The organism is Pararobbsia alpina, from assembly GCF_965118125.1.
GTDB classification, from domain to species: Bacteria; Pseudomonadota; Gammaproteobacteria; order Burkholderiales; family Burkholderiaceae; genus Pararobbsia; species Pararobbsia alpina_A.
On sequence record NZ_OZ221287.1, the window covers coordinates 2,510,434 to 2,537,245 of the forward strand.

The 26,812-nt window shown below is 61.7% G+C and carries 19 protein-coding genes; 7 read left to right on the plus strand and 12 right to left on the minus strand.

Translation table 11 applies throughout. The features are described from left to right. Positions 1–8: 8 nt before the first annotated feature. The 4 genes from ACMFWR_RS10910 to ACMFWR_RS10925 all read right to left on the minus strand — a co-directional run bounded on the left by ACMFWR_RS10910 (position 9) and on the right by ACMFWR_RS10925 (position 4,506). Complete coding sequence (locus ACMFWR_RS10910) at positions 9–473, minus strand: response regulator (protein WP_413191696.1); 465 nt, start codon at positions 471–473, stop codon at positions 9–11. Continuing rightward, entirely contained in the window at positions 466–2,859 is a 2,394-nt protein-coding gene (locus tag ACMFWR_RS10915) for an ATP-binding protein (protein ID WP_413191697.1), read from the minus strand. Before ACMFWR_RS10915 ends, ACMFWR_RS10910 begins: the two co-directional genes overlap by 8 nt. After that, positions 2,856–3,470: a biliverdin-producing heme oxygenase gene (locus ACMFWR_RS10920; protein WP_413191698.1), complete on the minus strand. Its 615-nt coding sequence runs from the start codon at positions 3,468–3,470 to the stop codon at positions 2,856–2,858. Before ACMFWR_RS10920 ends, ACMFWR_RS10915 begins: the two co-directional genes overlap by 4 nt. A gap of 511 nt (positions 3,471–3,981) precedes the next feature. Further along, complete coding sequence (locus tag ACMFWR_RS10925) at positions 3,982–4,506, minus strand: DUF6013 family protein (RefSeq protein WP_413191699.1); 525 nt, start codon at positions 4,504–4,506, stop codon at positions 3,982–3,984. Positions 4,507–4,769: 263 nt separating this feature from the next. Here ACMFWR_RS10925 and ACMFWR_RS10930 point away from each other — a divergent pair, with 263 nt between their 5' ends. From ACMFWR_RS10930 to motB, 3 genes are all read left to right on the plus strand, one after another. Beyond that, on the plus strand, positions 4,770–7,103 hold the full coding sequence (locus ACMFWR_RS10930; protein WP_413191700.1) for a PAS domain S-box protein: 2,334 nt from the start codon (positions 4,770–4,772) through the stop codon (positions 7,101–7,103). 184 nt (positions 7,104–7,287) lie between these two features. Further along, complete coding sequence (gene motA, locus ACMFWR_RS10935; RefSeq protein ID WP_413191701.1) at positions 7,288–8,157, plus strand: flagellar motor stator protein MotA; 870 nt, start codon at positions 7,288–7,290, stop codon at positions 8,155–8,157. 2 nt (positions 8,158–8,159) lie between these two features. Beyond that, positions 8,160–9,872, plus strand: coding sequence for a flagellar motor protein MotB (gene motB / locus ACMFWR_RS10940; RefSeq protein WP_413191702.1), 1,713 nt, complete (start codon positions 8,160–8,162; stop codon positions 9,870–9,872). A 143-nt stretch (positions 9,873–10,015) separates the two neighbouring features. On the opposite strand, the gene ACMFWR_RS10945 is transcribed toward motB, so the two are convergent. Then, positions 10,016–12,370 carry an autotransporter outer membrane beta-barrel domain-containing protein gene (locus ACMFWR_RS10945; protein WP_413191703.1) on the minus strand — a complete coding sequence of 785 codons (2,355 nt, stop codon included), beginning with the start codon at positions 12,368–12,370 and terminating at the stop codon, positions 10,016–10,018. Between the two features lie 343 nt (positions 12,371–12,713). Between ACMFWR_RS10945 and serB the strand changes: the two genes are divergently transcribed. Further along, positions 12,714–13,553 carry a phosphoserine phosphatase SerB gene (serB, locus tag ACMFWR_RS10950; protein ID WP_413191704.1) on the plus strand — a complete coding sequence of 280 codons (840 nt, stop codon included), beginning with the start codon at positions 12,714–12,716 and terminating at the stop codon, positions 13,551–13,553. A gap of 35 nt (positions 13,554–13,588) precedes the next feature. Here the strand turns inward: serB and ACMFWR_RS10955 are convergent, their stop codons facing one another. From ACMFWR_RS10955 to bktB, 3 genes are all read right to left on the minus strand, one after another. After that, positions 13,589–14,773: a cystathionine beta-lyase gene (locus ACMFWR_RS10955; RefSeq protein WP_413191705.1), complete on the minus strand. Its 1,185-nt coding sequence runs from the start codon at positions 14,771–14,773 to the stop codon at positions 13,589–13,591. 97 nt (positions 14,774–14,870) lie between these two features. Continuing rightward, positions 14,871–15,404, minus strand: a complete 534-nt coding sequence (locus ACMFWR_RS10960) for a hypothetical protein (RefSeq protein WP_413191706.1) — start codon at positions 15,402–15,404, stop codon at positions 14,871–14,873. Between the two features lie 13 nt (positions 15,405–15,417). Next, positions 15,418–16,602: a beta-ketothiolase BktB gene (bktB, locus tag ACMFWR_RS10965; protein ID WP_413191707.1), complete on the minus strand. Its 1,185-nt coding sequence runs from the start codon at positions 16,600–16,602 to the stop codon at positions 15,418–15,420. A 118-nt stretch (positions 16,603–16,720) separates the two neighbouring features. On the opposite strand from bktB, the gene ACMFWR_RS10970 reads away from it, so the two are divergent. Next, positions 16,721–17,248, plus strand: coding sequence for a hypothetical protein (locus tag ACMFWR_RS10970; protein ID WP_413191708.1), 528 nt, complete (start codon positions 16,721–16,723; stop codon positions 17,246–17,248). 182 nt (positions 17,249–17,430) lie between these two features. On the opposite strand, the gene rimO is transcribed toward ACMFWR_RS10970, so the two are convergent. Continuing rightward, the gene (gene rimO / locus ACMFWR_RS10975; protein ID WP_413191709.1) at positions 17,431–18,795 is read right to left on the minus strand and encodes a 30S ribosomal protein S12 methylthiotransferase RimO; all 1,365 of its coding nucleotides are present in this window, start codon (positions 18,793–18,795) and stop codon (positions 17,431–17,433) included. Positions 18,796–19,375: 580 nt separating this feature from the next. Here rimO and ACMFWR_RS10980 point away from each other — a divergent pair. Beyond that, the gene (locus tag ACMFWR_RS10980; RefSeq protein ID WP_413191710.1) at positions 19,376–21,046 is read left to right on the plus strand and encodes a hypothetical protein; all 1,671 of its coding nucleotides are present in this window, start codon (positions 19,376–19,378) and stop codon (positions 21,044–21,046) included. 59 nt (positions 21,047–21,105) lie between these two features. Here the strand turns inward: ACMFWR_RS10980 and ACMFWR_RS10985 are convergent, their stop codons facing one another. Together ACMFWR_RS10985 and ACMFWR_RS10990 are read right to left on the minus strand one after the other, a co-directional pair. Further along, a complete protein-coding gene (locus ACMFWR_RS10985) occupies positions 21,106–21,228 on the minus strand; it encodes a hypothetical protein (protein ID WP_413191711.1) in 123 nt (40 codons plus the stop codon). Further along, on the minus strand, positions 21,225–21,692 hold the full coding sequence (locus tag ACMFWR_RS10990) for a GNAT family N-acetyltransferase (RefSeq protein ID WP_413191712.1): 468 nt from the start codon (positions 21,690–21,692) through the stop codon (positions 21,225–21,227). Before ACMFWR_RS10990 ends, ACMFWR_RS10985 begins: the two co-directional genes overlap by 4 nt. Before the next feature lie 517 nt (positions 21,693–22,209). Between ACMFWR_RS10990 and ACMFWR_RS10995 the strand changes: the two genes are divergently transcribed. After that, entirely contained in the window at positions 22,210–23,922 is a 1,713-nt protein-coding gene (locus ACMFWR_RS10995) for a hypothetical protein (protein WP_413191713.1), read from the plus strand. 219 nt (positions 23,923–24,141) lie between these two features. On the opposite strand, the gene clpB is transcribed toward ACMFWR_RS10995, so the two are convergent. Continuing rightward, positions 24,142–26,736 carry an ATP-dependent chaperone ClpB gene (gene clpB / locus ACMFWR_RS11000; RefSeq protein ID WP_413191714.1) on the minus strand — a complete coding sequence of 865 codons (2,595 nt, stop codon included), beginning with the start codon at positions 26,734–26,736 and terminating at the stop codon, positions 24,142–24,144. Positions 26,737–26,812: the final 76 nt, after the last annotated feature.

The following is a 26,812-nucleotide window of genomic DNA, read 5'->3' on the forward strand; positions in this document are numbered from 1 at the left end:
TCTCCGCGCTAGCTTTCGAGCGCGCGGCGGCGCGCTCGCGCCGAACCCGGCGGCGGTTCGTTGACCACGGCCCAGAACACGCCGAGGTCGGTAATGGCTTCGACGAATTCACGGAATTCGACGGGCTTCACGACGTACGCATTGACACCCAGCTCGTAGCTGCGCATCAGATCCCGCTCCTCGCGGGACGAAGTCAGCATGACCACCGGAATGCTTTTGAGCTCGGTGGTCGAGCGGATGATTTGCAGGACCTCCAGCCCGTCGACTTTCGGCATTTTCAGGTCGAGCAGAATCACCGCCGGGTTGCCGGGCGGACGGTCGGACCAGTTCGCCGTCTGGCGCAGATAGTCGAGGGCCTCCGCGCCGTCGCGCAACACGATGACTTCGTTGGCGAGCTGGCTCTTTTCGAGTGCGACCAGGGTGAGCTCGAGATCGTTCGGATTGTCTTCGACGAGCAATATAGGCTTAAGCATGGCTGGAATACGGTCTGAGCGATCCCTTCGCACCGGGTGAAGCCGCGTTCGGGTCGGACGGACCGGCAACGGGCAGGGAGAAATAAAACGTGGCGCCTTCGTCCTGCTTGCCTTCGGCCCAGGTGCGGCCGTCGTGGCGCTCGATAATGCGTCGGACATTGGCCAGACCGATGCCGGTGCCTTCGAACTCTTCGACGCGATGCAATCGCTGGAACACACCAAACAGCTTTGCGACGTACTTCATGTTGAAGCCCACACCATTGTCGCGAATGAACACGACATGCTCGTCGCCCTCGAGCCGGGCGCCGAGTTCGATCACGGCGGGATGGCGACCGCGCGAATACTTGAGCGCATTCGAAACCAGATTGCGCAGCGCGATCTGCAGGAACACTGCATCACCGTGCACATGAGGCAGCGCCCCCACCCGCCATTCGACCTCACGGCCGTCGATGTCCTTCTCCGACTCGGCGATCAGCGACTCGACCAGACTGCGCAAATCGACTTCGGCCACACGCAGCGCCGCCCGCCCCATCTGCGAGAAACTCAGCAGGTCGTCGACGAGTGCGCCTGCAAAGCGCGCCGACGACAGCACATTGGATAAAAACCGGTGCCCCCGCTCGGTCAGCCGTTCGCCCTCGAACTCGCCGAGCAGATCACCGTAGCCGACGATGTGTCGCAGCGGCGCACGCAGATCATGCGACACAGAATAGGAAAACGCTTCGAGTTCCTTGTTCGCACGGCCGAGTTCAGTCGACAGTGCCGCCATTTCCTCGGCGCGGCGCAACACGTACCCCAGCATCGCCGTGCGAAATTCGAGGGCCGTGTCGACCTCGGCCGTGCGCCAGCGCGTTGAGCAGCCGCGCACGGTTTCGCGCCACGAAGCAAAACTGCGCCGTGGCGAAATCCGCACTTCGTGCTCAGGCGCGGCATGGCGAGACGCAGCGGGCGCCCCCGCGCCATTCGATGCGTGCGCACCGGACGGTGTGGCGCCCGACAGATCTTCCTTGCGCGGCTCGCCAGCCCAGTCGATCTCCCGCAGGACTTCAGGCCGGAACCAGATCACGTAATGCCGGTACAGCTGCGAGATCGACACGGCCAGCATGCCGCTCGCCTGCGCGGTGATGTCAACAAAGCCGGCAGGCAACTGGGGCCCGAGCCGATCGGTCGAATACACGGGCCCGTCTCCGCGCTCGGCCAGCCAGTCGGCGATCGAGAGCACTGCGGCGGAGTGCGGCGTCAGGCCGAGCAACGTCGCGTGTCCGTCGACGACGATCGCTACGCCGCTCGCACCGCCCAGACGCAGCAAGGCGTGCCCATGTTCGACCAGTCCCTCGACAAACCCGTCGTGATCGGCCATCGACGCGAGCAGCTCGACGAGCGTGCGGCGCAGATCATGCCGGTAGAGCGAATCCTCGCGATCCTCCTTGGCCTCGATCTGCAGCGACAGCACCTGGCCCAGATGCTCGCAGACCATGCGCGTGCCGAAGCCCGGAAAGCGTGGTGCGTGGTCGTGACACGAAATCATGCCCCACAGCTTCCCGCGCACGATCAGCGACACGGACATCGAAGCGATCGTGCGCATATTGCGCATGTACTCGAGGTGCACGGGCGAGACGCTGCGTAACGAGGCCGCGCTCAGGTCCGTGGGTTCGCCTGTGGCCGGGTTGTCACGTGGCACAAGCGGGACCGGGTCGTAGTTCGCATCGGCGATCAGCCGCAAATGGCGCTTGAGGTACAGGGCGCGCGCCTGCTTGGGAATGTCCGAGGCCGGAAAATGATGATGAAGAAACCGTTCGTATCCCGCTTCACACTCTTCGGCGAGCACGACACCGTGCCCGTCGTCGTCGAACCGGTACAGCAAGGTTCGGCCAAAGCCCGTGATACGCCGAATCTCGGCGACGGCAAGGCTTGCGAGTTCTTCAACCGACCCCGCCTTTTGCAGGCTCGTCACAAAGCTGCGCACGAGCGGATACATCGACGCAAACGTATCGCTGCGCCGATCGGAGCGCCGCTCGAGCTCGAGCATCAGCACCGGATCACGCCGGTGCAACACGAGATCGACGTGCTGCGACGCAATCGTGATGTCGCCCAGATACAGCGGCACGTCGTCGAGCGAGACGTCGGGTGCACTCATCGCCAGCGCTTCTGTCACACGCGCCGAACACGCGTCGCCGAGCGCGGTCGCCAGCGTCGTGCCGAGCAACGATTCGGCCTGCGCGCCCACCAGCGCCTGCACGTTCGAACTGAGCTGCAGAATCCGTAGCGACGACTCGTCGACGACAAACAGATAGCCGTGCGGCTGAATGCCGCCCGGTGCATGAATAGGCTCGCGATCGCATGCGCCGAGATCCGGTGCATCGGTGCGGCCCGTGTTCCCCAAACTCATCCGGCTCCTTGTGTCGTTTCAGCGCTCGCATCCCGCGCGACGCCGATTTCGATCATCCAGTCGTGCAGCCGTGTGAACGTACGCCGTGCCCCATCGACCGCCGTGCCGTAAGCCGCGGGTTCGACGGTCTCGACCAGCAAGGCCCTGAAGGCATTCCACATGCTGCCGGTACGCGGCCCGTATCCGTCGAAGTAACGGACACCGCTTTCGGGTGTGAGCCCGAAGCGCGCGGCAAAGTGCGGCGCGAGAATCTGTCCGCCCAGGGTCGAGCCTTCGATCACGTACCACGAGCCAAGCCACGCTGCCGTACTCTCCGCCGTACTTTCGAACGCCGGCAAGCTCAGCCCGCGGACCTCCGACTCGCCAACGCCGCGCCGCGTCAGCGCACGAAGATCGTCGCGCAATGCGCCCGTCTTGCGGCGTGCGTCGAACGCGGTGACCAACGTCGCCGGCATGCGGGCACGCGCCGATTCTTCCCACGGCGCGATAAATCCATAGAAGCCCCGCAACACGGCTGCGTAATCGTCGAGCGTCATGCCGGTCCGCATCAGATCGAGCGACGTCTCCAGCCGCCGGTGATGGGCGTGCGTCTGCGTCCGGAGCATCTGCATCAAGGTCTCGTGTGGCGGCTGCCCGCGCTGACTCCGCGCGCGACTGGCCCGCGCTCCTGTGGAGACGGCTTCGGGTTCCTTTCGTTCCTGTTCTTCTTGTTCTTCCTGGTCTATCAGGGAGTGGGTCGTGATTGTCATTCGGTATCCGGTACCCGTTGCACGCATCGAATCGCCGAACGAGGAAAAAGTCCCGATGCGACGTAAAAAACACCTACGCCGATCGTCGCGATTGCACAGCAGAACCGCGCCCGCCTTGATCCCGTCGGGAATTGACACAGCGCGGTCATCTAAGGTGCGGCCTTACAAGCACGCTTCGTGCCGGGAAGCGCGAAGGGAGGTCTAACGCGACGTAAAGGCGCGCGTCAACGGTGGTTACACACCCGCGACGCACCCCGGCCACGCGGCTGCCGGATGGAGGACGAACAGCGCACGAACAGCGGATGGACGGACGACGAGCGGGCCCGGGCCACGCCGCGACACTGCACGTCATGGCCCGGGTCCGCTCAGGATGTCAGGACTTGGCGCTGATGGTCAGCTGGGTGCCGTCCTTGAGGGTGATGGTCTTTGGCTTGTTATTGAGGGGCAGCGCGAATCGCACGACTTCGCTCGTCGTCGACACGGCCGGACACGCCTTCGGATCCGCGTTGGCGGTCGACGACCCTTGCTTGGGTGCGGACGCCTGCGGGCTCAGTGCGTCGAAACTCAACTGGATGTTGGCGGTATTCGCTGCGTCGACGACCGGAGCCAGCCGCACGCGCGTCTGCCGCAACAACGCGCCATTCTCATCAACCGGCCAGTCGTGCCCGGCCGCGCATTGCGACGGTAAAGCCGCGGCGCCACCCGGCGGCGTTGTCTTCCACGTGTAGTCGTCGGTCTGGCCCGATGCGATCTGCCGCGTCGCCTGGCTGTTGCCATACACCTTCGAACTGACCTTGACCGTGTAAGCGATTTTCTCGTCAGGCGATTTCGCGCTGGCCGGCTGGACACTCCCGGCAACGGCGGCGATGCAGGCAAGCGTCATCAGTACGGTTCTCATCCGGTGTCTCCTGTTGATGTCAGGCGAATGGGGTCCTGCTGGGCGGCAATCGCTTGCACGAACCGATCGTCCACGCGTGCCGCCTCTCCGATAATATGCTCCCAGCACAGGACGCGCCAACCCGGGCGCGCCCCACATACGGAACCGGGAGCCCGCCGTCGCGACCTCATTGAAAAAGGCCACATTGAACAAGACCAGCCTGGATCAGAGCATCCGGTCAAGTCCTTATCCGCATTCGCACCGATCGCCCGGACACTTCATCCGTGAAAGCCCCTTCGTTGCGTAACGGCGTCTGGCCCTATCTGCTCGCGATTGCTTCGACGATCGCGATGGGCGTCTTGCGCTGGCTCCTGACGCCGGTGCTGGGCTACCACGCGCCGCTTCTGCCGTTTTTGCTCTCGCTGTTGTTCGCCGCCTGGTTCGGCGGGCTCGGTGCCGGGCTCGCCGCGACGGTGCTGGGTGCGCTGGCGGGCATGCTGCTGTTCATGTCGCCCAGAATGTCGCTGCGGCTCGATCACGCGAACGACATCGTCTTCGTCGCCTTGTTCCTGCTGATTGGCTCGGCCGTCTGCATCATGCTCGACGCCTTGCGTACCACGCGCGAGCGACTCATCGCGTCGACCGCCCTGCTCGAGGACGAAGTGCGCGAACGCCGCCGCGTCGAACTCGACGCGCGCCGTCAGCGCGACTGGCTGTCGGCGACCCTCGCCAGCATCGGCGACGCGGTGATCGTGACCGATCTCGAAGGCACGCTGCTGCTCATGAACCGCGAAGCCGAGGCGCTTACCGGCTACCGGACCGAAGAGGCACTGGGCCGATCCTTCGATGCGCTCGTCAGGCTGGTCGACGGCCAGACCCGCGCCACGCTCCCCAGCCCCGTGTTACGTGTACTGGCCGGTGCCGGCCCGCGCGCGGCCGACGGTCTGGCCCCCTGGCTCGAGGCACGCAATGGCATCACGTTGCCGATCGAGGAAAGCGCCTCGCTCGTGCTCGACGACGAAGGCCGTCCGGCCGGGGTTGTCATTGTGTTCCGCGATATCACGCAGCGGCAGCTCGCCGAGACACGGCTGCGCCAGAGCGAAAAGGATCTCGCCGATTTTCTTGAAAATGTCGCAGTGGCATTGCTGCGCATCGATATCGACGGTGTCGTCGTGCAGGCCAATCAGGCGCTGCTCGATCTGCTTGGCGCGCCGCGCGACGCGGTGCTCAACCGGCCGCTCGCCGACCTCTGGGCCGATCCCGCAAGCCTACGCGTGTTACTCGACCGGCTGGTCGCCGGCGAGACTGTTCGCAATCTCGAAGGAGCGATCCGTGCGCGCAGCGGCGAACTGCGCGCCGTGCTGCTCGATGCCAATGCGCATCACGAAGGGCTGCAGTTCCAATATGCGCGCTGCGTGATTCGCGACATCAGCGATCGCAAACGTGCAGAACAAGTCGCGGCGCGGCTGCTCGAAAACCTGCGCACGGCGGACAGAAAGAAAGACGAGTTCCTGGCGGTGCTGGCGCATGAACTGCGCAATCCGCTCGCCCCGATCCGGGCCTCGCTCGAAGTGCTGGAACGCTCGTCCGAACCCGTGACGCGCGCAAAGGCCCGCGCGATCATGGTGCGCCAGGTCGATCAGATGACCCGACTCGTCGACGACTTGCTTCAGATATCCCGGATCACGCATAACCGGCTCGAGCTGCGCAAGGACGTCATCGACCTGACGGAAACCGTCGAGATCGCCATCGACACGGCGTCGCCGATGATCGACCAGCGCCAGCATCATCTCGATGTGCACCTGACGCAGGAACCGTTTGCGGTCTACGCGGACCGCGCACGCCTCGCGCAGGTGTTCTCGAACCTGCTTCACAACGCTGCGAAGTTTACCAAGCCGGGGGGCCGGATCGCCATCGATCTTGCCCGGGATCCGGGCGACCCCAACACCGCCCTTCTCACCGTCCGCGACAACGGCATCGGCATCGCGGCGGACATGCTCGCGCAAGTCTTCGAAACCTTCGCGCGCGTCGAACCGGCGACAGACGATGTCGTCCCTGGCGGGCTGGGCCTGGGACTCTCTCTCGCCCAACAGCTCACACGGCTTCATGGCGGCAGTGTGACAGCGCACAGCAACGGCCTGGGTACCGGCAGCACGTTTACCGTTCGCCTGCCGCTGGTCGAACCCGAACATCGTGCGGCGGCCGGCCCCATGGCCGATCCGACCGCCGGCCGACGTTTGCGCGTGCTCGTGGTCGACGACAATATCGATGCCGCGCAGGCGCTCGGCGCCATGCTCGAACTCGGCGGCGATACCGTCGAGATCGCCTATGACGGCCAGGCGGCACTCGAGGCCATCGAGCGCTTTCACCCTGACGCCGTGTTTCTCGATATCGGCTTGCCGCGGCTGAACGGCTATGAAGTCGCCCAGCGCACGCGGCTTCGCGACTGGGGCACGCACACTTTGCTGATCGCGCTCACCGGGTATGGACAACAGAAGGACATTCGCCTCGCCGAAGAGTCCGGCTTTGACCATCACCTCGTCAAACCGGCCGATCCGGCCGCCATCGACGCGCTGCTTTCACCCGTTCGCCGCGCCCCTTCTCGTGAAGAAACCTAGCACGCTCGGCAATACGTGTTCGCATAGCGGTCAATATTTCCAAACAACGGTAATAAACGGGTGACGAATCCGTCAAAATGTCGCCCTTTCGCGGGTTCCGGACTATCAAGTACGCGGTCAGCCGACCGTAAACAGAATTAAGCGAAGTATCGCGCGACTTCTTTTCCCTCTTAGGATTAATCCCATGTTCGTCATTCTTGGCTGGGCCATCGTGGCCGGCTGCGTGATCGGTAGCTACGTGCTCGAGGGCGGTCACGTCCTTGCGCTGATGCAACCGTTCGAACTGATGTGTATTTTTGGTGCGGCTGCGGGCGCTTTCGTCGTCAGCAATCCGAAGAAGACGCTCGGGGCGACGCTCAAGGCGATCCCGACGTGCTTCGCGGGCAGCAAGTACAACAAGGAAAAATACCTCCAGATCATCGCCCTGCTCTATGAGCTGCTCCAGAAGTCGCGCAAGGAAGGGATGCTGAGCCTTGAAGCCGACGTCGAGTCGCCCAAGGAAAGCCCGATCTTCCAGAAGTACCCCGTGGTGCTGGCTGACCATCACCTGCTCGACTTCATCGTCGACTATCTGCGCATGATGTCGAGCGGCAACCTCGCCGTGCACGAAGTGCAGGACCTGATGGATGCCGAACTGAACACCCACCATGCCGAAGCTGCGGTGCCCGGCACGGCGATCCAGTCGATGGCCGATGGCCTGCCCGCATTCGGGATCGTGGCGGCCGTCATGGGCGTGGTGCACACGATGGGCTCGATCGGCGTGCCGCCGGCCGAACTCGGCGAAATGATCGCCGCGGCACTCGTCGGTACCTTCCTCGGGATTCTGCTGTCGTACGGTTTTATCGGCCCGCTCGCGAGCGTGCTCAACGCGAAGGCCAAGGAAGCCGGCAAGCCGTTCGAATGCGTGAAGTGCGTGCTGCTCGCCGCCATGGGTGGCTATGCGCCGACCGTCGCCGTCGAATTCGGCCGCAAGGTGTTGTTCTCCGTCGACCGTCCGAGCTTTGAAGAGCTCGAAGAAGCCGTCAAGGCAACGAAGACTCCGAAGGCTGCGTAACCATGCCTCCACCAAAAAAGAAGGAAGGCGGTGAAACCGACAAGGTTTCGCTGCTGATTCTGCGCCGCAAGAGTGGCCATGGCGACCATGGCCACCACGGCGGCGCATGGAAGATCGCCTACGCCGACTTCGTGACGGCCATGATGGCGTTCTTCCTGCTGATGTGGCTGCTGAACTCGACGAACAAAAGCGACAAGCAAGGGATTGCGGACTTCTTCAACCGCCCGATCTCGGTGGCGTTCGACCACGGCAACTCGTCGAGCGCCTCGGCCAGCATCATCAACGGCGGCGGCACGGACCTGATGTCAAAGACGTCGGCCGAAGTTGCGCATGGCGACGACTCCAAGACACAGAACGCGGTGCTCGTGCCGAACGCGACAACGCAGAAGTCTGCAGACGAACAGGATTCGTCGACGCCGGGCATGATGATGCCGGCCGCAGACCCGATGCAGCCGGAGAACACCCCGCGCGCCGACACGCCGGACGACGCAGCCAAACTGAAGGCGCTCAAGGATCGTCTGGACAAGATGATCGAAATGAACGCGAAGCTGCAGCAGTTCAAGAATCAGATTCGCATCGACATCACGTCCGAGGGTCTGCGTATCCAGATCGTCGACGCGCAGAACCGCCCGATGTTCCAGACGGGCCGTGCAGAACTCGAGCCGTACGCGAAGGAAATCCTCGATCAGATCGGTATCGCGCTCAACGACGTGCCGAACCACATCTCGATCGCCGGCCATACAGACTCGGCGCCGTATTCGGGTGCGTTGTCGGGCTACTCGAACTGGGAACTGTCGTCTGAACGCGCGAACTCAGCGCGCCGCGAACTCGGTATTGGCGGGCTCAAGGAACTCAAGGTGCTCCAGGTGCGCGGCCTCGCCGACGCCCTGCCGCTCGTGAAGGACGATCTCGCCGCACCCGCGAATCGACGCATCAGTATTCTTGTGCTCAACAAGAAGACCGAAGACGCGTTCTATCGCGACGGTGGACGGATGGACCTGTCGACGCCGGGATCGGCTCAGCCGGGCGATGCGCAGAAGCCGTCCGGCGCGGCTCCGGCAGCGGGCACACCGGCGCAGACCGTGGTATCGAACCATACGTCGAGCCCGGATGGCGGTTCGCCCAACAACGTCGCGGCTTCACCGGAAGCCGTGGTCGCACGGATCAAGGCAGCTGTCGATGTCGCGGACCCGGCTCCGCACACGAACGGCGGTTCTGGCGCGGCGGCAACTGCGAAGGCGGTGCCTGGTGCGGCACAACGCGCGCAGTCGTCCGCTAACGTTGCACCGTCGCAGGCTGCGGTTCAACCCGCGACGCCCGAAACCGGCGCGAAGCACGGTTCGCCGTCGCAGCAGGATGCGGCGACCAACGGATCGGCCCACGCCAGTTCGGTATTCGCCGCGATCAAGACGGCAACGGCCGCGGCAGGTGCATCGCCGCAAGCCAATGCAGCGGGCGCGAATGGCGGCACGGTCGCGATGCAGGTCGCGAGCGCGAACGTGAGTAACGCGACTGGCAACGGTGCAGGTGCGGCTTCGCCCCAGGTGCAGAAGATCAGTTCGGGCGCGATCACGGCGCCCGTTCAGAAGGTCAGCGCCGGCGCCATCACCCCGGCACCGCAGAAGGTCAGCTCCGGTGCAATCCAGCCGGCAGCGACGACGCCGGCACCAGCCGCCGTCGAGCACAACACGTCCGATTTCGGACGCGCGCAGTAAGCGAACCGACGAGGGGGAGCGGTTCATCGCTCCCCCCTCAATCAGACCGGCTTCGCATCGAGCCTGCAGATCCGCGGCTCCGGAATGCTCAGGCTTCACGGCTTTTCTATCTCACACCTATCCACGTCGTACCTTCGACGCGATCAGAACGCATACCGGTAGCCAAGATTGACGAGGTAAGTGTTCTCGACGTTGTGACCCTTCTGGTACTGGTAATCGACGAAGGCCGAGTGGTGCTTCGCGAACTCCGCGGCAACACCGAGGTTGACGAATGCGCGCGAAGCGTCGAGTTCCGAGTCGATGGTCGCGCCGGCGTAGTGAACGGTCTGCGTGCCGTTAAATTCTTCCGCGTATCCGACGCGTACGTAGGGGCGAAATACCGCGTCGCCCTGGTGTATGGTCTTTGCAAACGTGACCGACGCGTTGGCACCGCCCGAACTCACACCATCCGAACTGACCCGATGGCCGAGATCGGTCGTAAAGTCCTGACTGCCTTGCCTCAGGTAACGCAAGCCGATGGCCGGTTGAATCGACCACCCGTCGGCGAGCTCAAACTTGCGGCCGAGCTCAACGGCAATGGCGCCAGATGAACTGCTCCAGTCATCGGCATTGACCATGGTGTGTGACGGATCACCGTAGTAACGCGCGCTGTAGCTGTTGTCGAAATTGCCATACGCCATCATGCCTTCGACATACCAGCCGGAGCGGTGCGCCCAGGTTCCATATGCACCGATCGAGTAGCCGTGACTGTCGCCGTTGCTTTGTGCTGTTGCCTGGCGATTTTCGTCAACGAACGAAGCGTAGATGCCACCGATGACGTCGGCGTTGTCGTCGTGATGCAAAACCTTGTCGAAGCCGATCGATACGCCGGTCACCGTTGTGTCGAACGTATCCGCATCGCTCGACCCATAGCCATTATCCAGCTTGTAGTTACCTCCGTAGCCCTGGACCCAGAACGAACCGGCGCCCGGAGCAGGCGTGAAGTCACGCAGGTTTTGCTGACGTAAGTGCAATGCCGAGAATTGAGTGTCCCAGATCGCACGTTGCGCCGCGACAGACATGGCATCGAGGGCTGCTGTCGCGCCGTCATTGAGCGCGGGCTTGCCACCGCCTCCACCGCCACCACCGCCACCTCCACCGCCATCATTTCCGTCGTCGGCGTCCTGCGTCACGACGACGTCCCCGTTTTGATCCACGCTGCTCGAATAGCTATACGCGCCGATATCGGATTTGCCGCTGACGTTGGCCGTGTTTTCGCCTGCTACTTCGGCGACGACGTATGTCTGCTGGAGCTCACCCTGGTCATAGTTGTGCTTCGTATCCGTGACCGCGACATTCCAATCGCCCGACATATTCTGGTTGACGATCACCGCAGGCCCGGCGCTCACGCGTTCCATATCCGACACCAGGTTGCCCTGCCCCGACATGGAGACTGTTGCCAGTACGCTCGAACCGGTATTGATCGTGCCACCCGCGCTCGTGATGGTTCGCACGTCGGAGTCGTCCGTCAGCCTCCAGGTGCTGTTGGAAATGCTGAGCGAGTCCACGCCGATCATGGCGCCCGCGATGTTGCCGTGGTTCGACATCGCGACATTCACCGTAGGCGTGTCATACGCGTAAATATCACCCACGAGATTCACGTTTTCGGCGTTGAAATTCACCGTGCCATTGAAGCTGTCTTCGACAAGCAGCATGTCACCGGTGCTACCGGACAGCGTCGCTCCGTTCTGCACGTAAATGTTCGTGGTCGTGTTCGTACTGCTGTTAAGCACACGAATCGCCGCATTGTTGGTCGCCGTTACGGACGACCCGTCGATCACGACGCTACTGTCTGGCGACTGGATATCGCCTTCGATACGAATCCCCGTTGCACCCGAAACGTTGGAGCCGTTCGTGATTTTTACCGTCCCCCCGCCCCGGACCCAGACAGCGGCGGACGACGCATCGGGTGCACTTGAAAAAACGTCGCTGTTATCGATTGATACGCTCGACTTGTATGACGTCTGGACTGTGCCATACACGGTGGAGTTATCCTGAATGACAATTTCGCCGCTTCCAACCCAGCTGTCCAGCTTACCGTTGTTCGCTGCAGTCACATCGCCATGAATCACTGAATTCGACACCGTCAGGTTGCCTTCGGCGACGGTCAGGCCGCCAGCGGCCGAGCTGACGTAGACGGTGCTGTCGCTGATGGTCGCCTTCGGCGTGGACGCCGTATTGGGCGCTCCGGTCGCATTGTTCACCGTGCCGATCGTAATGCTATCCACGCTGACGGTCGAATTGGCAACGGTCAGATTGCCTTTGGTTGAAATAGTCGTGTCCGTCTCGGTACCGATATTGGCTCCGCTTGGGTCGTTGGTAATTTTGAGCCATTGTGAGCTGTCGTAGCTGTTATCGGTACCCGATGCGATCGTTGCATTTGAGCAGTTTGCGCCGGTGGGCCCGCATACCTGCACCGTCGCGAGTGCTTGCCAGCTCCACACGGCGTTGACTGCCACGAAGGCAATTGACAATGGAATATGTAACGGTCTTTGGTTCAATTTCATAAGTTGCGATGGTTTTATTCAGGAGTGCTTCGCGGACCGGAACGAAGCGCCCCCAGTGTAGAAACCACACGCAACTCAAAAACTCTTACATTTACCTTTCATCGTTCGGAATTCGCCGAACCGGTTTAGGTCTTTATCCAGGCGCGCGTAAGCCTCGCCCTCTTCGCGACCCGGACCGGTTCATATCGCGATACTGGGCTACATCCCGAGCCTTGGCACTGCGACGTTGCCAACGCTTTACAATGGCGGCCGTATTGCTCGGCCACTTGCGTGTACCTTCTTACTCCACATAACGATGAACCTCGTCATCCAAAGCCCTACACCGCTTGACGCGCCCCATCTCAAACCGCTCCTCGGACTCGCACGCGGCGCATCCGGTGGGCTCGTCAATCCGCATACGTTGCGCGTGGTGGACGCCAAGCTGACGCAACGCCCCGACATTGCGATCTACTGCGAAACGCACCGCCTCGACTACGCGTATGTCGAACCTCAGGCGCTATCGGCGTTCGGGCTCGTTGCCATGGATATGGATTCAACCCTGATCACGATTGAATGCATTGACGAAATCGCCGATTTCTGTGGATTGAAAAGCGAGGTTGCAGCGATTACCGAAGCGGCGATGCGGGGGGAGATTCGCGATTTCAACGAGAGCCTCACGCGGCGTGTCGCGTTGCTCAAGGGCCTCGAAGCAAGTGCGCTCGAAAGCGTCTACAACGAGCGGCTCAATCTGTCCCCGGGTGCCGAGCGCATGCTGGCGGGCGCGCGCGATGCGGGCCTGAAGACATTGCTCGTCTCCGGTGGCTTTGTGTTCTTCACCGAGCGGCTCAAGGAACGGCTGGGGCTCGATTTCACGCGCGCGAACACGCTCGAAATCGTTGATGGGAAACTGACCGGACGGGTAATCGGCGAAATCGTCAACGCCGACGTCAAGGCGCGTACGCTACGCGAGACATGCGACACGCTCGGCATTGCACCGAGCCGCGCCATCGCCATGGGCGATGGGTCGAACGACCTCAAGATGATGGCTGAAGCAGGACTGTCGGTGGCGTTCCGCGCGAAGCCCGTCGTGCAGGACGCGGCAACGGTTGCGTTCAATCACGTCGGGCTTGATGGCCTGCTCAATTTGTTCGTGTAAGCGTTGGGCCCGGCGCGATGCCGGGTCAGCCAGGCTCATAGATGAGCGTTCAGGCTCTGCTCGATATCAGCACGCAAGTCGCGTTCATCTTCGAGTCCCACAAAGAACCGGACCAGTACACCGTCGTACGGCCATTGCGTCGCGGTGCGCATCGCACGAATGTGATAAGGCATGGCAAGGCTTAATGCCCCGCCCCAGCTGTAGCCGAGCTTGAAAAAGCGCAGCCCCTCGACGAATGCGTCGACCTGAGCACTCGTGTACCCGGGCTTGAACACGATAGAGAACAAGCCACCGGCGCCGGTGAAATCGCGCACGAAATGCTCGTGGCCCGGGCAACTCGGCAACGCCGGATGCAGCACGACCTCGACTTCATCGCGTGTGGCAAGCCATTTGGCCAGCGACAACGCACTGCGGTCGTGCGCTTCGTAGCGCAATTGCATGGTCGGCAGGCTACGCAGAATCAGCGAACAATCGTCGGACGACACGCCGAGACCGAAACGCATGCGCGCGCGTTTGAGTTCAGCGTGCAGGTCGCTATTCGACGTGATCGTCGCGCCCATCATGACGTCGCTGCCGCCCGACTGATATTTCGTGAGGGCTTGAACGACGATGTCGACACCGTGTTCAAGCGGACGGAACGAGATCCCCGCCGCGTATGTGCTGTCGATGGCCGTCAGAATGCCCTTTTCGCGCGCCACGCGCGCAATCGCCGCGACATCGGGCACTTCCATCGTCACAGAGCCCGGTGCTTCGATCCAGATCAGCTTGGTGTTCGGCTGGATCAGGTCCGCGATCTTCTCGCCGGCCAGGGGGTCGTAGTAACGCACGGACACGCCGAAGTCGCTCGCGTACCAATCGCCCAGCTCGCGGTTCGGCGAATAAGCGTTATCGGGAAGCAATACGTCGTCGCCGGGACGAACGAATGCGAGATAGACGTTCGTAATCGACGAGAGGCCCGACGGATGGAGCAAGGTGTGCTGACCGCCCTCGATGGCAGCGAGCCGTTGCATCAACGCCATCGAAGTCGGTGTTGCATGGAGGCCGTAGCGCCATTGCGTATCGTCGCGCCAGTTTAATGCACGGATCGATGCCAGATCTGGAAACAGCACCGTCGATGCGCGCGCGACGGGCACCTGAACCGCATCCCATCCCGGCGTGATCCGGTCTTCGGGGTGAACAGAAAGCGTCTGGGGATGGATCTTCGGGCCGGCTTCGGACATGGTGAGGTGCAACTCTGGGCATCGTAAAGAAGCGCACGAGAATAGCACAGGGTCATCCGCTCAGCGGCCTCACGACACGGCGCCGTCGCCCGTTACATCACTTCCCGGAGGGTCCGGAAGCCACCCGGTGCAACTCGATCGATTCCGTGTCGGACTCGTCGACGTTGCTCCAGACACCTTTGAAAGTGCCATCGGCGGCAAGCTTACCGACCCATTGCCCCGATATGCGGGTGCCATCGTCGGATTCGTCGAGTTCGACGACCCCATCGCCCGCATCGCCCGCGACGAGCACGACCTGCCCGGTGTCCCGAAACTGATATTCGCCGTGCAGCCCGCCTGAGTCCTCGGGATCCGTCTTCTCGCCGAGATGCAGCACGATAGCTCGCTTCCCGAGCGTACCCTCATACGTCGGCAGCGCAGCAAAAGCAGGATTGGGATGCAGCGTGACCGACGGCGGGGGTAGCCGCGTGCTCGAACCTGATGCGCCCGTCGAAGCGTGCGTCGACGACGGCGCGGCGCACCCTGACAGATCGGCAGTCAACAAAGCGATGGCGATGACGCCTGCGCACATCGATATGTGACGCAGGCTCACACAGTTCGTCAACCTTGCGTGCTTGAGCGGTCCCGGCATCCGTTCCTCTTGCTCAGATTCGTTCGAAGATGGCGGCAATGCCCTGCCCGCCGCCGATGCACATCGTCACGAGCGCATAACGGCCCTGAACCCGTTGCAGCTCATATAGTGCCTTCACCGCAATGATCGCCCCGGTAGCACCGACCGGATGCCCGAGAGAAATACCGGATCCGTTCGGGTTGACCTTTGCCGGATCGAAACCAAGCTCTTTTGCGACGGCGCACGCCTGAGCCGCGAACGCTTCGTTCGATTCGATCACGTCGATATCGGCGATCGTCAACCCCGCGCGTTCCAGCGCCTGGCGCGATGCGGGCACCGGGCCGATGCCCATGTACTTCGGATCAACCCCTGCATGGCCGTACGACACGAGTCGCGCCAGTGGCTTGATGCCGCGTTGCTCGGCGACCGAGCGTTCCATGAGCACCAGCGCCGCCGCGCCATCATTGATGCCCGACGCGTTGCCGGCCGTAACAGATCCGCCTTCCTTCTTGAATACCGGACGCAATTTTGCGAGGTCGGCGACCGTGGTTTCGCCGCGCACGTGCTCGTCCGTATCAAAGACGATGTCCCCCTTGCGGCTCTTGAGCGTGATCGGAAGGATCTGGTCCTTGAAATAGCCCGCTTGCGCCGCGTGAGCTGCGCGTCGATGGGATTCGACGGCCAGCGCATCCTGCGCATCGCGGTCGACGCCGTATCGCTCGGCGACGTTTTCAGCCGTCACGCCCATATGGATCTTGTCGAACGGGTCGTGCAGCGCGCCCAGCATCATGTCGACCATGGCTGCGTCGCCCATGCGCGCGCCGAAACGGGTCGAGGGGGCGATGTACGGTGCGCGACTCATGCTTTCGGCACCGCCCGCGACGGCGATCGTCGCGTCGCCGAGCATGATGGTTTGCGCAGCGCTGACGACGGCTTGCAAGCCCGACCCGCACAAGCGGTTGAGCGTGAGAGCGGGCGTCTGCTGGCTGACTCCGGCGTTGATCGCGGCGACGCGGGCAAGATACATGTCGCGCGGCTCCGTGTTGATCACGTGACCGAACACGACGTGTCCGACTTCATCGCCGCCGACCTTCGCGCGCGATAGCGCCTCAGCGACAACGCGAGCGCCGAGGTCGGTCGGTGCGATGTCCTTCAGGCTGCCTCCAAAATCGCCGATCGCGGTTCTGACGCCGCTGACCACCACCACTTCTTTTGTCATGTCATCTCCCTTTTGTGCCCGGCCGGCAGGTAACGGCGTGTTTCCGTTATCCGCGCCGGGCAGTTCCGCACGGTATCATCGCGCTTCCGCTTTTTGAAGTCCGGGCAGGAGAATCAAGATGTCATTGCTGTCGTATAGCCAGGCGCAGGTTTGCGCTCCCGCAACTCGATCGCTGCAGCCTCGCGCGTCGCTTGGCCTGTGGCTGGTATTGCCCGTCGCGATGATGATGAGCGCGTGCAGCAGCACGCCGAAGGTGGTCAAGGTCGAACCGGTCAGCGAAACACGCACGGATCTGACACCCACGCGCAGCACCGCCGACAATATGGTCCGGCTCGACGCGCAATTGCGTTCGGGATGCCCCACTGTCACGAATATCGACCGGCCGGACGGCGAGCCGACCGAAGCCGCGCCGCAAATCTGGACCGCGCATACCTGCCGTGGCGATCTCGTCTACAACGTCGCCAGCAAACCCGGGCCGAATGGACCGGTTGTCGAGGTGACCCCGGCCGGTGGCGCGGTCGATAAGCCCGCCAACCCGCATTTCACGCCGGCGATGCCGGACGATCCGTCCAATGCTCAGGGTTCAGCCGGGCAAGGATCGAGTCCCGACGCGGCGTCTGAACCCGAGGCGTCGCCAGCGAAGTAAACGGGCAGCATCCGCAGGGAAGGAACCGTCGTCAGCGCGGAGACGGTTCCAGGCAGCCGGGCTTGGCACGGAGACAGCCGAAGCGTTCGAGTCGCAAGCCGCCGATGCGCCGCCTGTAGGTATGACGCCATTGGTCAGGGGTCCGACCGGTCAGACCCTCCCAAATCGGATCGCGCCTTGTTTTAAACCGTGCCCCACAGATCGTGGCCGTCGGCGCCTGTGATCTTGACTGACACGAATTCGCCGGCCTTGTACCGCTTGGACGGCTTCGACGGTGGATCGATATAGACGACTCCGTCAATCTCCGGCGCATCGGCTGCCGAGCGGCCAACGCCGCCTTCGGCGTTCACTTCGTCGACGAGCACCTTGATCGTGCGGCCCACCTTGCGCTTGTTCCGTTCGGCCGACACCGCTTCAGCCACTTCCATGAATCGCGCTCGGCGCTCTTCGCGGACTTCGTCGGGCAGCGCGCCGTCGAGCTCGTTCGCCGTCGCGCCCTCAACCGGCGAATAGGCGAAACATCCGACGCGGTCGAGTTCGGCTTCACGCACGAAATCGAGCAGCGTCTCGAATTGCTCTTCGGTCTCGCCAGGAAAGCCCGCGATAAACGTGCTGCGAATCGTAAGATCGGGACAGATTTCACGCCATGCCTTCACGCGCTCCATCACCTTTTCCGCGTTAGCCGGGCGTTTCATGCGCTTGAGCACGTCGGGGTGTGCGTGCTGGAAAGGCACATCGAGATATGGCACGACGTGACCTTCGTTCATCAACGGAATGATCTCGTCGACGTGCGGGTACGGGTACACGTAGTGCAGGCGTACCCATGCGCCATATTGCTTGGCGAGTTCACCGAGCGCCTGGACGAGTTCCGTCATGCGCGTCTTGAGCGGACGGCCGTTCCAGAAACCCGTGCGGTATTTGACGTCGACGCCATAGGCGCTCGTGTCCTGCGAGATCACGAGCAGTTCCTTGACGCCCGACTTGAAGAGGTTCTCCGCTTCAAGCATGACTTCCGCGACCGGACGCGACACCAGGTCGCCGCGCATCGACGGAATGATGCAGAAGGTGCAGCGGTGGTTGCAGCCTTCCGAGATCTTGAGATACGCATAATGGCGCGGCGTGAGCTTCACGCCGGCAGCCGGCACGAGGTCGACGAACGGATCGTGCGGCTTGGGCAGATGCGAATGCACATGCTGCATGACTTCGCCGACCGCATGCGGCCCCGTGACCGCGAGCACTTTCGGGTGCACTTCCTCGATCAGGCCGCCGCCGCTCGCGCTCTTCTTCGCACCGAGGCAACCGGTGACGATGACCTTGCCGTTTTCGTTGAGTGCCTCACCGATCGCGTCGAGGCTTTCCTGGACAGCTTCGTCGATAAAGCCGCAGGTATTGACGACGACGAGATCGGCCCCCTCGTAGCTACCGTGGATCGAGTAACCCTCAGCGCGTAGCTGGGTAATGATTTGTTCGGAATCGACGAGTGCCTTCGGGCACCCGAGCGAGACAAAGCCGACCTTCGGCGCGGCATTCGGGGGGGTGGCAGACATGGGGGACCGCTGTAAAGACGTGAAACCGTGGATTGTAGCGGTTTAGCACGTCGAATGCGCGTAAGTCTTTGAATCAGCGAGACAGATGGCGCCCCTCTCACGCAACGGTCGCCTCCCGGCTCAGGCAGTGCAATCCGCACGCGCGGAACGCGTCAACACCCGAAGTGCGGCCGCCTGGCCGGGCCAGCAGTCCCTTTCGAACGCGCCCCTAAGCTCGTCCCAAGAAGCACATGCCGCGCTGCCATCCAGGTAGCACGTGACGACGCTTTTCCAGTTGCTAACAGGATGGGCGGATCGTGCCCATCGCACATCTTTCGCGCATTTCCCCCATAGCGAATCGAGTGAATACGCGCAATATCACATTAAGAATAATCCGACATCGCTTTAAGAATGTTGACAATCTCCCTTTTAATTAATCGCGCATACACTGCGCGATGAGCAGAATATGCTCGATTTAGTCAAAACAGCACATCAGATGTTGATAGGAGGGCGAAACTAACTCACATCTCGTTTTTTGATTTTCACAAACTCTTCAAAAACATCTATTTTGATTTATCAAAATAAAATCAAGCCGTCCACAATGAAACTACGTCAACTCCGGCTGACTGCCGCCTACATCACCCTCGGCCTGGCAGCAAACTGCGCTTATGCGGACAACACAATCACGTTGTCCGGTCTCGAAAGCGGAACGGTGGTTCATGGACTGAGCGCAAAGTCGACTCACACAACGACCTCGACCGTAGACGACCTGCTCTCCTCCGCTGCGCGCAATAACGCGATGATCATGTTGTCGGTGGCAAACGCTTCTGACGTCGAGCGCGCGAAACCTATCGTCGAAGCCGCCATGAATCAAAAGATTGATGTGCTCGTCGAAGGCACTGACGACCTTCTTCGCCAGATGAAGCCCGAAATGCGTTCGGTGTGGGTGCCGGGCAGCCGACTTTTCATATCCACCCGAAGCGAGGAGTTGGGTGACTATCTGCTGACGGTGGATGCTGCGGCGACGATCGACCAGATTGCCGAAGCGCTGTCCCGAACGCGTCAGCAGATTTCCGCTCGCACGGCTGGCAATAAAACGCCGACGCGCGCGACCGCGCCACAATCCGCTTCTGCCAGGTCCAGTTCGTCAAGCGGCTCATTCCAGATGCCGCAATTGATATCGAGTACCCCCAGCGGCGTGTGCATATCGATTCGAAATCAGCTCGCGGCGACCTTGAACGATCCTGCCGTTCCGACTACGGAGGTCACAAACGCTGTACAACGCGTGTGTCAATACGGGACAGTCGGAGAATTTCGTTCGGTAACGGGCGAGCCCGCATATGGAATGCCGGCCGACACGACTCTCATGCTCAATCTACGCAAGGAATGGATGCTCCTCCTCAGCGAGGACAAAGCGCAACCCGAAGGATCGCGCGCCTACGTGTGGCTTCGAACGCTTGGCGATGACGCCGGTTCCGGTTTCACGTGGGCAACCGGCGTTGCCGGACACGCTTATACCCGGAAGAATGGCGTGGAAATGTACGACATCATGAACACGTCCATCCACAGCGGGTGGGGGCCAATCGAAAGCAGGCCAACTGCGTGGCCTAACAAGACACCCACGGACATGTTCCTCTGCGAGAAGAATGGAGCAGCGGTGAATATGGGTACCGGGGTCAATAACGGCATCACGACATCGGTATATTGCCCAATCCAGCCTCGTCTCCTGAGCGTGCTTCCTGGAAATACCTATAACGACCAAGTGACGATCGCCAATTCGACCGCATGGTCGATCGGAGGGGCGTTCACCGGATCAGTGGGTGCCTCCGAAACCGGGCCCGAGGGTTCTCTATCGCTTTCATTGAGCGGTGGTTATACCAATACCAACACGGCCCAGGAAACCTTGAGCCTGGTGGATACGACGACCAATGCCGACACGTTGATGTACCGCTCGACCAACTGGAAACCCGATTGGGAAGCGATGGCACACTGGATCGAAGCCAAGGATCTCAAGAAAGATTCGTTCCTCTGGATCGATAACGCGACGCCGCTCGCCAAGACGCTCAACCCCGCGTGGTCGATTGTGTGGGAACTTCCTCTTGCTCAAAATGCTGGTCGCACCACGCAATACACGTCGGTGTACGACGCACGGCATCAATGGTGCCAGTGGGACGATAAGGACTATCGCTGCGAGAACAGCAGTATGTCGATTAACGGCGAAGTCTGGATGGACAACAGTTCCCTGATCCTTTCGCTTCCGAAGTCGCAATAAAAGCCCGGGGCCGCTGCACCTCTTCTCTGCGTCACGTATCGGACGCGGCCCCTGGTCCCTCAATGGCCGCGCGGACGGCGGCGGGTCTGGCGCAGGCGAAAGCGCAACGGCGGGCGGCGGATGAAAAACGGATCATTCACCGTATCGCTGGCGGAATCGGAATAGCGCAGTCGATTCGTCATGCATCGACCGGGCGCGTCATCTGGCGAATCGATCCTGCAGACGTCCGCACATTGACCGGGCGATACCCGAGCCGTTCGTACAAATGCGCTGCCGGATTGTCGACAAAGACTCTGAGGATCAGCGTTCGCCGCCGGCGCTGCCGTGCGATGTCGTGAGCGGATTCGAGCGCAAACGTCCCTGCCCCCCGATTGCGGTGCGTCGACACGATATGGATATCGTGAACGTACAGCGCGTCCGAATCCTGATCGATGCGCAGCACGCCGATCGCCATGCCGGCCCATTCGATCACGTAGTTCTCTGAGCCGTTCCAGCTCGCCAGAAACAGATCACTGCGCCAGACGAGACCATGCCGCTTGTAGTAGCCGACCATGTTGCTGCGCGTGAGCGTATGCGCAAACTCGTAGTCCGCGGGGGTGGCGCGGCGCAGCGAGAAATCCTCGTTGAACGGGATCGGCGCAAACATAAGCCATGCTTGAATGGTTCGGAGTTCCGAAAGTACACGCAACCCTGCGTTCGCGCAAACGGGCGAGCACTCCGACCGCAACGGCGTTGGGCCAGCAATACTGGCCGGGTCGATACGCCCGCGCCGCAAGCCCTGACCGCAGTCCCTTAGCGGCCGCGACGCTGTCGGCGCGATTGAAACACAACTCGACTCCAGTGAATATGCCCGCATGCGTGCCGTACGGATTTGCACGAATCGCTCCGATACCCTAGCCAAAAAACATTGAGACTATTCTCACCACGCTTCGGAATTGGATGATGGGCGTGCGCATATCGATACATATACTCGGTATGTATTCCAACTCAAGAATCACGGTCTGATTCGATTATCCCTCCCGATTTGATATCAGTATCTGAAGGATTCGGCACAGCGAATCCCAATGACATCGATTTGCCGCGTGTTATTGCTCCGTCGCGGACTGAGTTTCAATACCTATAATTAATTACGAGAACAAAATATGAGACACGGACAACTTGGTTTGAAATATTTTTTCGCCAGTGCGCTGATTCTGGCGCATCAGGCCGCAGTGGCGAGCGATGCGGTCGCCACGGCTCCGGACCTCACCACGGGCCAAACCGCCTATGCGTTGAGCGGTAAATCCACTCACCCTGTCGCCGCATCGGCCGACGACCTGGTCCGCACCGCCGCGGAGGCCGACGCGATGATCATGATTTCGGTCGCAACGGATTCCGACGTGAAACGTGCGCGTCCCATCGTCGCCCAGGCGCTCGAGGCGCATGTCGACCTCTTCCTCGAAGGGCCCGCCGCGCTCATCCCGGAACTTCAACCCGCGCAGACACGTGTCTGGGCAGCCGGAGACCGCATGTTCGTGTCGAACCGAAGCGAGCCGCGCGGCACCGTGATGCAAGCGTTTGAAGCGTCGCTCACGGCCGATCAGGTCTGGACAGCCATCGTGGCATTGCGCACGGCGCTCGATCGCGACAAGCCAGCCGCCGCGCCGATTCTTGCATCGGCTCGTGCATCGATCCCTGTGCCGACACCGGTAGACACGCCGGCGTCGCGCATTGTCAAGCGGTCGGTGCCGGCCGACGTGCCTGCTGCGTCCAGCGGCACTTTTGAAATGCCCTCGTTCGTGGCGAAAACCCCCAGCGAAGTCTGCATCGCGATCCGAAACAAGCTGATCGACACTGTCACGGCGTCTCACGAAACGCTCAGCGTCGCTGATGCGAGCAAAGCCGTCTCGCGCGTCTGCCAATACGGCACCCTCGGCGAGTTCACCGCGACGCCGCCCGATGTGTTTCTTGCTTCTGACGGGAACGATGCGCAGAACGTCTTGAACCTGCGACAGGAATGGCTGCTCATCATCAGTGAAGACAAGGCGGACCCGAAGCAGTCGAGCGCCTATCTCTGGTTGCGTACCCTTGGCGATAACGCCGGCTCGGGGTTCTCCTGGGCGAACGGCCATGGCGGCCACGCCTACAACTACTACCGTACGGTGGATATGCACCGCATCATGAGCGCGGAAGTGTTTAGCGGTTGGGGGCCCGCGAACCTGAGCCTCTACAGCTGGGAGCATGGCAACCCTGCGGATATGTTCGAATGCGAATCCCGCCCCGACGCGGTCGACCAGAACACGGATGTCAACTCCGTGTTGACCACCGTGTATTGCCCCGTGAGCCCGAGGCTTCTCAGCGCGCTGCCCGGGGATTCGTTCGACGACACGGTCACGGTCACGGCCGCGACCTCCTGGACGTTCGGCGGCAGCTATACGTTAAACCCGTCGATCTCGACATCGGGCGCATCAGTGGGTGCACTGCTCGGTGTCAACGTCTCGCACACGTCGACCGAAACGTCGTCGGCCACACTCCATATGGTGCGCACCTCCACCACCGCGAACACACGCATGTATCGACTGACGGAATGGTCGCCCAACTGGGAAGCCATGGCGCGGTGGGTGCGCGCCAAAAAGCTGAGTTACGGCACGGATACATCGCTTGAATCTGCAAGCCCGCTCGCGTCGGTGCTGAACCCCGCATGGTCGATCGTCTGGCAGTTGCCGCTTGCCGAGAATGCCGGACGCAAGACGCTCTACACGTCCATCTTCGGCGTCAGGAACCAATGGTGCTCCTACAACGAAAGTGCAAACCGCTGCGAAAACACACCGACAATCCAACACGGCCTGTGGATGAAGAACACGTCAATCTTCGTATCGCTGGACGACTTCAAATAGGCCGCGCACGCGCCTGTCAGCCTTAAACGCGTGCTGCGCGCAACGTGCGCAGAAACACGCTGCATCAACCAGTTGCATCGACAACGCAATTGGCAAGCTACGAAAAAAAACGAGGCGCAGTGCCCATGCACCGCGCCTCGTCATTCGCCCCAAAGTCACGGGCTCGTCGCCCATACGCTCAACCTGACGTTGAGCGCCGCGCGCCGCGTATCAACCCGCTCAATCCGTCACACGCTCGAACGCGAACTTCCCTTCGTGATACTCGACCGGAATCACGTCCTTCGGCCCAAACTTGCCGGCGAGAATCAGCTTCGCGACCGGGTTTTCGATCTCCTGCTGGATCGCGCGCTTGAGCGGCCGTGCCCCGAACAGCGGGTCATAACCGACGCGAGCAATCTGCGAGAGTGCTGACTCCGACACTTCGAGCTGCATATCCATCTTCGCCAGCCGTTCAACCAGACGCGTGAGCTGGATCTTCGCGATCGACTCGATGTTCGAACGATCGAGACCGTGGAACACCACCACTTCGTCGATCCGGTTCAGGAACTCAGGCCTGAACTGCTGCTTGACCTCTTCCCACACCGCATCGCGAATCGTGTTCTGCGGCTCGCCGACCATCGACTGGATCATCTGCGCGCCGATGTTCGATGTCATGACGATCACGGTGTTCTTGAAGTCCACGGTGCGACCCTGCCCATCCGTCATGCGCCCATCGTCGAGGACCTGAAGCAGCACGTTGAAGACGTCCGGGTGGGCCTTTTCGACTTCGTCGAGCAGGATCACGCTGTACGGCTTGCGACGCACGGCCTCGGTCAGATAACCGCCCTCTTCATAACCGACATATCCCGGCGGCGCGCCGATCAACCGCGCGACGCTGTGCTTCTCCATGAACTCGCTCATGTCGATGCGGATCAGATGCTCTTCCGAATCGAACAGGAACGCGGCCAGCGCCTTGCACAGCTCGGTCTTGCCGACGCCCGTCGGCCCAAGGAACAGGAACGAACCATACGGCCGGTTCGGATCCGACAGCCCTGCACGCGACCGGCGGATCGCGTCTGCGACCGCATTGATGGCCTCGTCCTGACCGACGACGCGCTCATGCAGCCGCTCCTCGATCTTGAGCAGTTTCTCGCGTTCGCCCTGCATCATCCGCGACACCGGAATACCCGTGGCGCGCGAGACGACTTCGGCGATTTCCTCGGCACCGACCTGCGTACGCAACAGACGCATCTTCGGCGCTTGCTGTTCCGCCGTTTCGGCCGTTGTCACTTCCTTCAACTGCGCTTCGAGCTGCGGCAGCCTGCCGTACTGCAATTCGGCAACCTGCTCGAGCTTGCCCTGACGCTGCAAGCGCACGATCTCGGCACGCACCTTCTCGATGTCCTCCTTGAGCGCCGCGCTACCCTGCACGGCGGCCTTTTCGGCCGTCCAGATCTCTTCGAGATCCGCGTACTCGAGATTCAACCGATCGATTTCTTCCTCGATCAGTTGAAGGCGCTTTTGCGACGCTTCGTCCTTTTCCTTCTTGACGGCTTCGCGCTCGATCTTCAACTGGATCAACCGACGGTCGAGCCTGTCCATCGCCTCGGGCTTCGAGTCGATTTCCATCTTGATCTTCGACGCGGCTTCGTCGATCAGGTCGATTGCCTTGTCGGGCAGGAAGCGATCGGTGATGTAACGATTGCTGAGCTCAGCGGCCGCAACGATCGCCGGATCGGTGATCTCGACACCGTGGTGCAGCTCGTACTTTTCCTGCAGCCCGCGCAGAATTGCAATCGTCGCCTCGACCGACGGCTCCTCGACGAGCACCTTCTGGAAGCGGCGTTCGAGTGCCGCGTCCTTTTCGATGTACTTGCGATATTCGTCGAGCGTCGTCGCGCCGACGCAATGCAGCTCGCCGCGCGCAAGCGCCGGCTTGAGCATATTGCCCGCGTCGATCGCACCTTCGGCCTTGCCCGCACCGACCATCGTGTGGATTTCGTCGATAAAGACGATCGTCTGGCCCTCGTCCTTCGCGATGTCGTTGAGCACCGCCTTCAGGCGCTCTTCGAACTCGCCGCGGAATTTCGCGCCCGCCAGCAATGCCGCCATATCGAGCGACAGCACGCGCTTGTTCTTAAGCGTCTCGGGCACTTCGCCATTGACGATCCGCTGCGCGAGCCCTTCGACGATCGCGGTCTTGCCGACACCCGGCTCGCCGATCAGCACCGGGTTGTTCTTCGTGCGGCGCTGAAGGATCTGGATCGAGCGGCGGATTTCGTCGTCGCGGCCGATGACCGGATCGAGCTTGCCCGCGCGGGCACGCTCGGTCAGGTCGACCGTGTACTTCTTGAGCGCTTCGCGATTGCTTTCCGCATCCTGGCTATTGACGGGCTGGCCGCCGCGCACGGCTTGAATGGCCGCCTCGAGCGCCTTGCGTGCCAGACCATGCTGGCGCGCGAGCTTCGCGGTCTCGCCCTTGTCGTCGGCCAGCGCGAGCAGGAACATCTCGCTCGAGATATAGCTGTCGCCCGCCTTCTGGGCTTCCTTGTCGGACTGATTGAGCAGGCCCGTCAGCTCGCGGCCGACCTGCAGATTGCCGTCGTTACCCTTGACTTCCGGCAGACGGCCGAGCGCTTCCTGCAGGCTGGCCTGCAACGCTTGCACATGCACGCCAGCACGGGCGAGCAGTGAGCGCGCCGCGCCGTCGTTTTGCGCAATCAGCGCCGACAGCACGTGCACGCCTTCGATGTACTGGTGATCCCGCCCGGCCGCAAGGCTTTGGGCGTCCTGCAATGCTTCCTGGAACTTCGTTGTGAGCTTGTCGATTCTCATGAACCCCTCTCCGATTCATCACTGCAATCAAAGTAGGGCTTCTCGGAGGCATTTCAAGGACGACCGGTAAAAAAAA

Excerpts from the sequence above, each read along its gene's own strand:
- ACMFWR_RS10910 (WP_413191696.1), bottom strand. The coding sequence starts at position 473 with ATGCTTAAGCCTATATTGCTCGTCGAAGACAATCCGAACGATCTCGAG.
- ACMFWR_RS10915 (WP_413191697.1), bottom strand. The coding sequence starts at position 2,859 with ATGAGTTTGGGGAACACGGGCCGCACCGATGCACCGGATCTCGGCGCA.
- ACMFWR_RS10920 (WP_413191698.1), bottom strand. The coding sequence starts at position 3,470 with ATGCAGATGCTCCGGACGCAGACGCACGCCCATCACCGGCGGCTGGAG.
- ACMFWR_RS10925 (WP_413191699.1), bottom strand. The coding sequence starts at position 4,506 with ATGAGAACCGTACTGATGACGCTTGCCTGCATCGCCGCCGTTGCCGGG.
- motA (WP_413191701.1), top strand. The coding sequence starts at position 7,288 with ATGTTCGTCATTCTTGGCTGGGCCATCGTGGCCGGCTGCGTGATCGGT.
- motB (WP_413191702.1), top strand. The coding sequence starts at position 8,160 with ATGCCTCCACCAAAAAAGAAGGAAGGCGGTGAAACCGACAAGGTTTCG.
- serB (WP_413191704.1), top strand. The coding sequence starts at position 12,714 with ATGAACCTCGTCATCCAAAGCCCTACACCGCTTGACGCGCCCCATCTC.
- ACMFWR_RS10955 (WP_413191705.1), bottom strand. The coding sequence starts at position 14,773 with ATGTCCGAAGCCGGCCCGAAGATCCATCCCCAGACGCTTTCTGTTCAC.
- ACMFWR_RS10960 (WP_413191706.1), bottom strand. The coding sequence starts at position 15,404 with ATGCCGGGACCGCTCAAGCACGCAAGGTTGACGAACTGTGTGAGCCTG.
- bktB (WP_413191707.1), bottom strand. The coding sequence starts at position 16,602 with ATGACAAAAGAAGTGGTGGTGGTCAGCGGCGTCAGAACCGCGATCGGC.
- ACMFWR_RS10970 (WP_413191708.1), top strand. The coding sequence starts at position 16,721 with ATGTCATTGCTGTCGTATAGCCAGGCGCAGGTTTGCGCTCCCGCAACT.
- rimO (WP_413191709.1), bottom strand. The coding sequence starts at position 18,795 with ATGTCTGCCACCCCCCCGAATGCCGCGCCGAAGGTCGGCTTTGTCTCG.
- ACMFWR_RS10980 (WP_413191710.1), top strand. The coding sequence starts at position 19,376 with ATGAAACTACGTCAACTCCGGCTGACTGCCGCCTACATCACCCTCGGC.
- ACMFWR_RS10985 (WP_413191711.1), bottom strand. The coding sequence starts at position 21,228 with ATGACGAATCGACTGCGCTATTCCGATTCCGCCAGCGATACGGTGAAT.
- ACMFWR_RS10990 (WP_413191712.1), bottom strand. The coding sequence starts at position 21,692 with ATGTTTGCGCCGATCCCGTTCAACGAGGATTTCTCGCTGCGCCGCGCC.
- clpB (WP_413191714.1), bottom strand. The coding sequence starts at position 26,736 with ATGAGAATCGACAAGCTCACAACGAAGTTCCAGGAAGCATTGCAGGAC.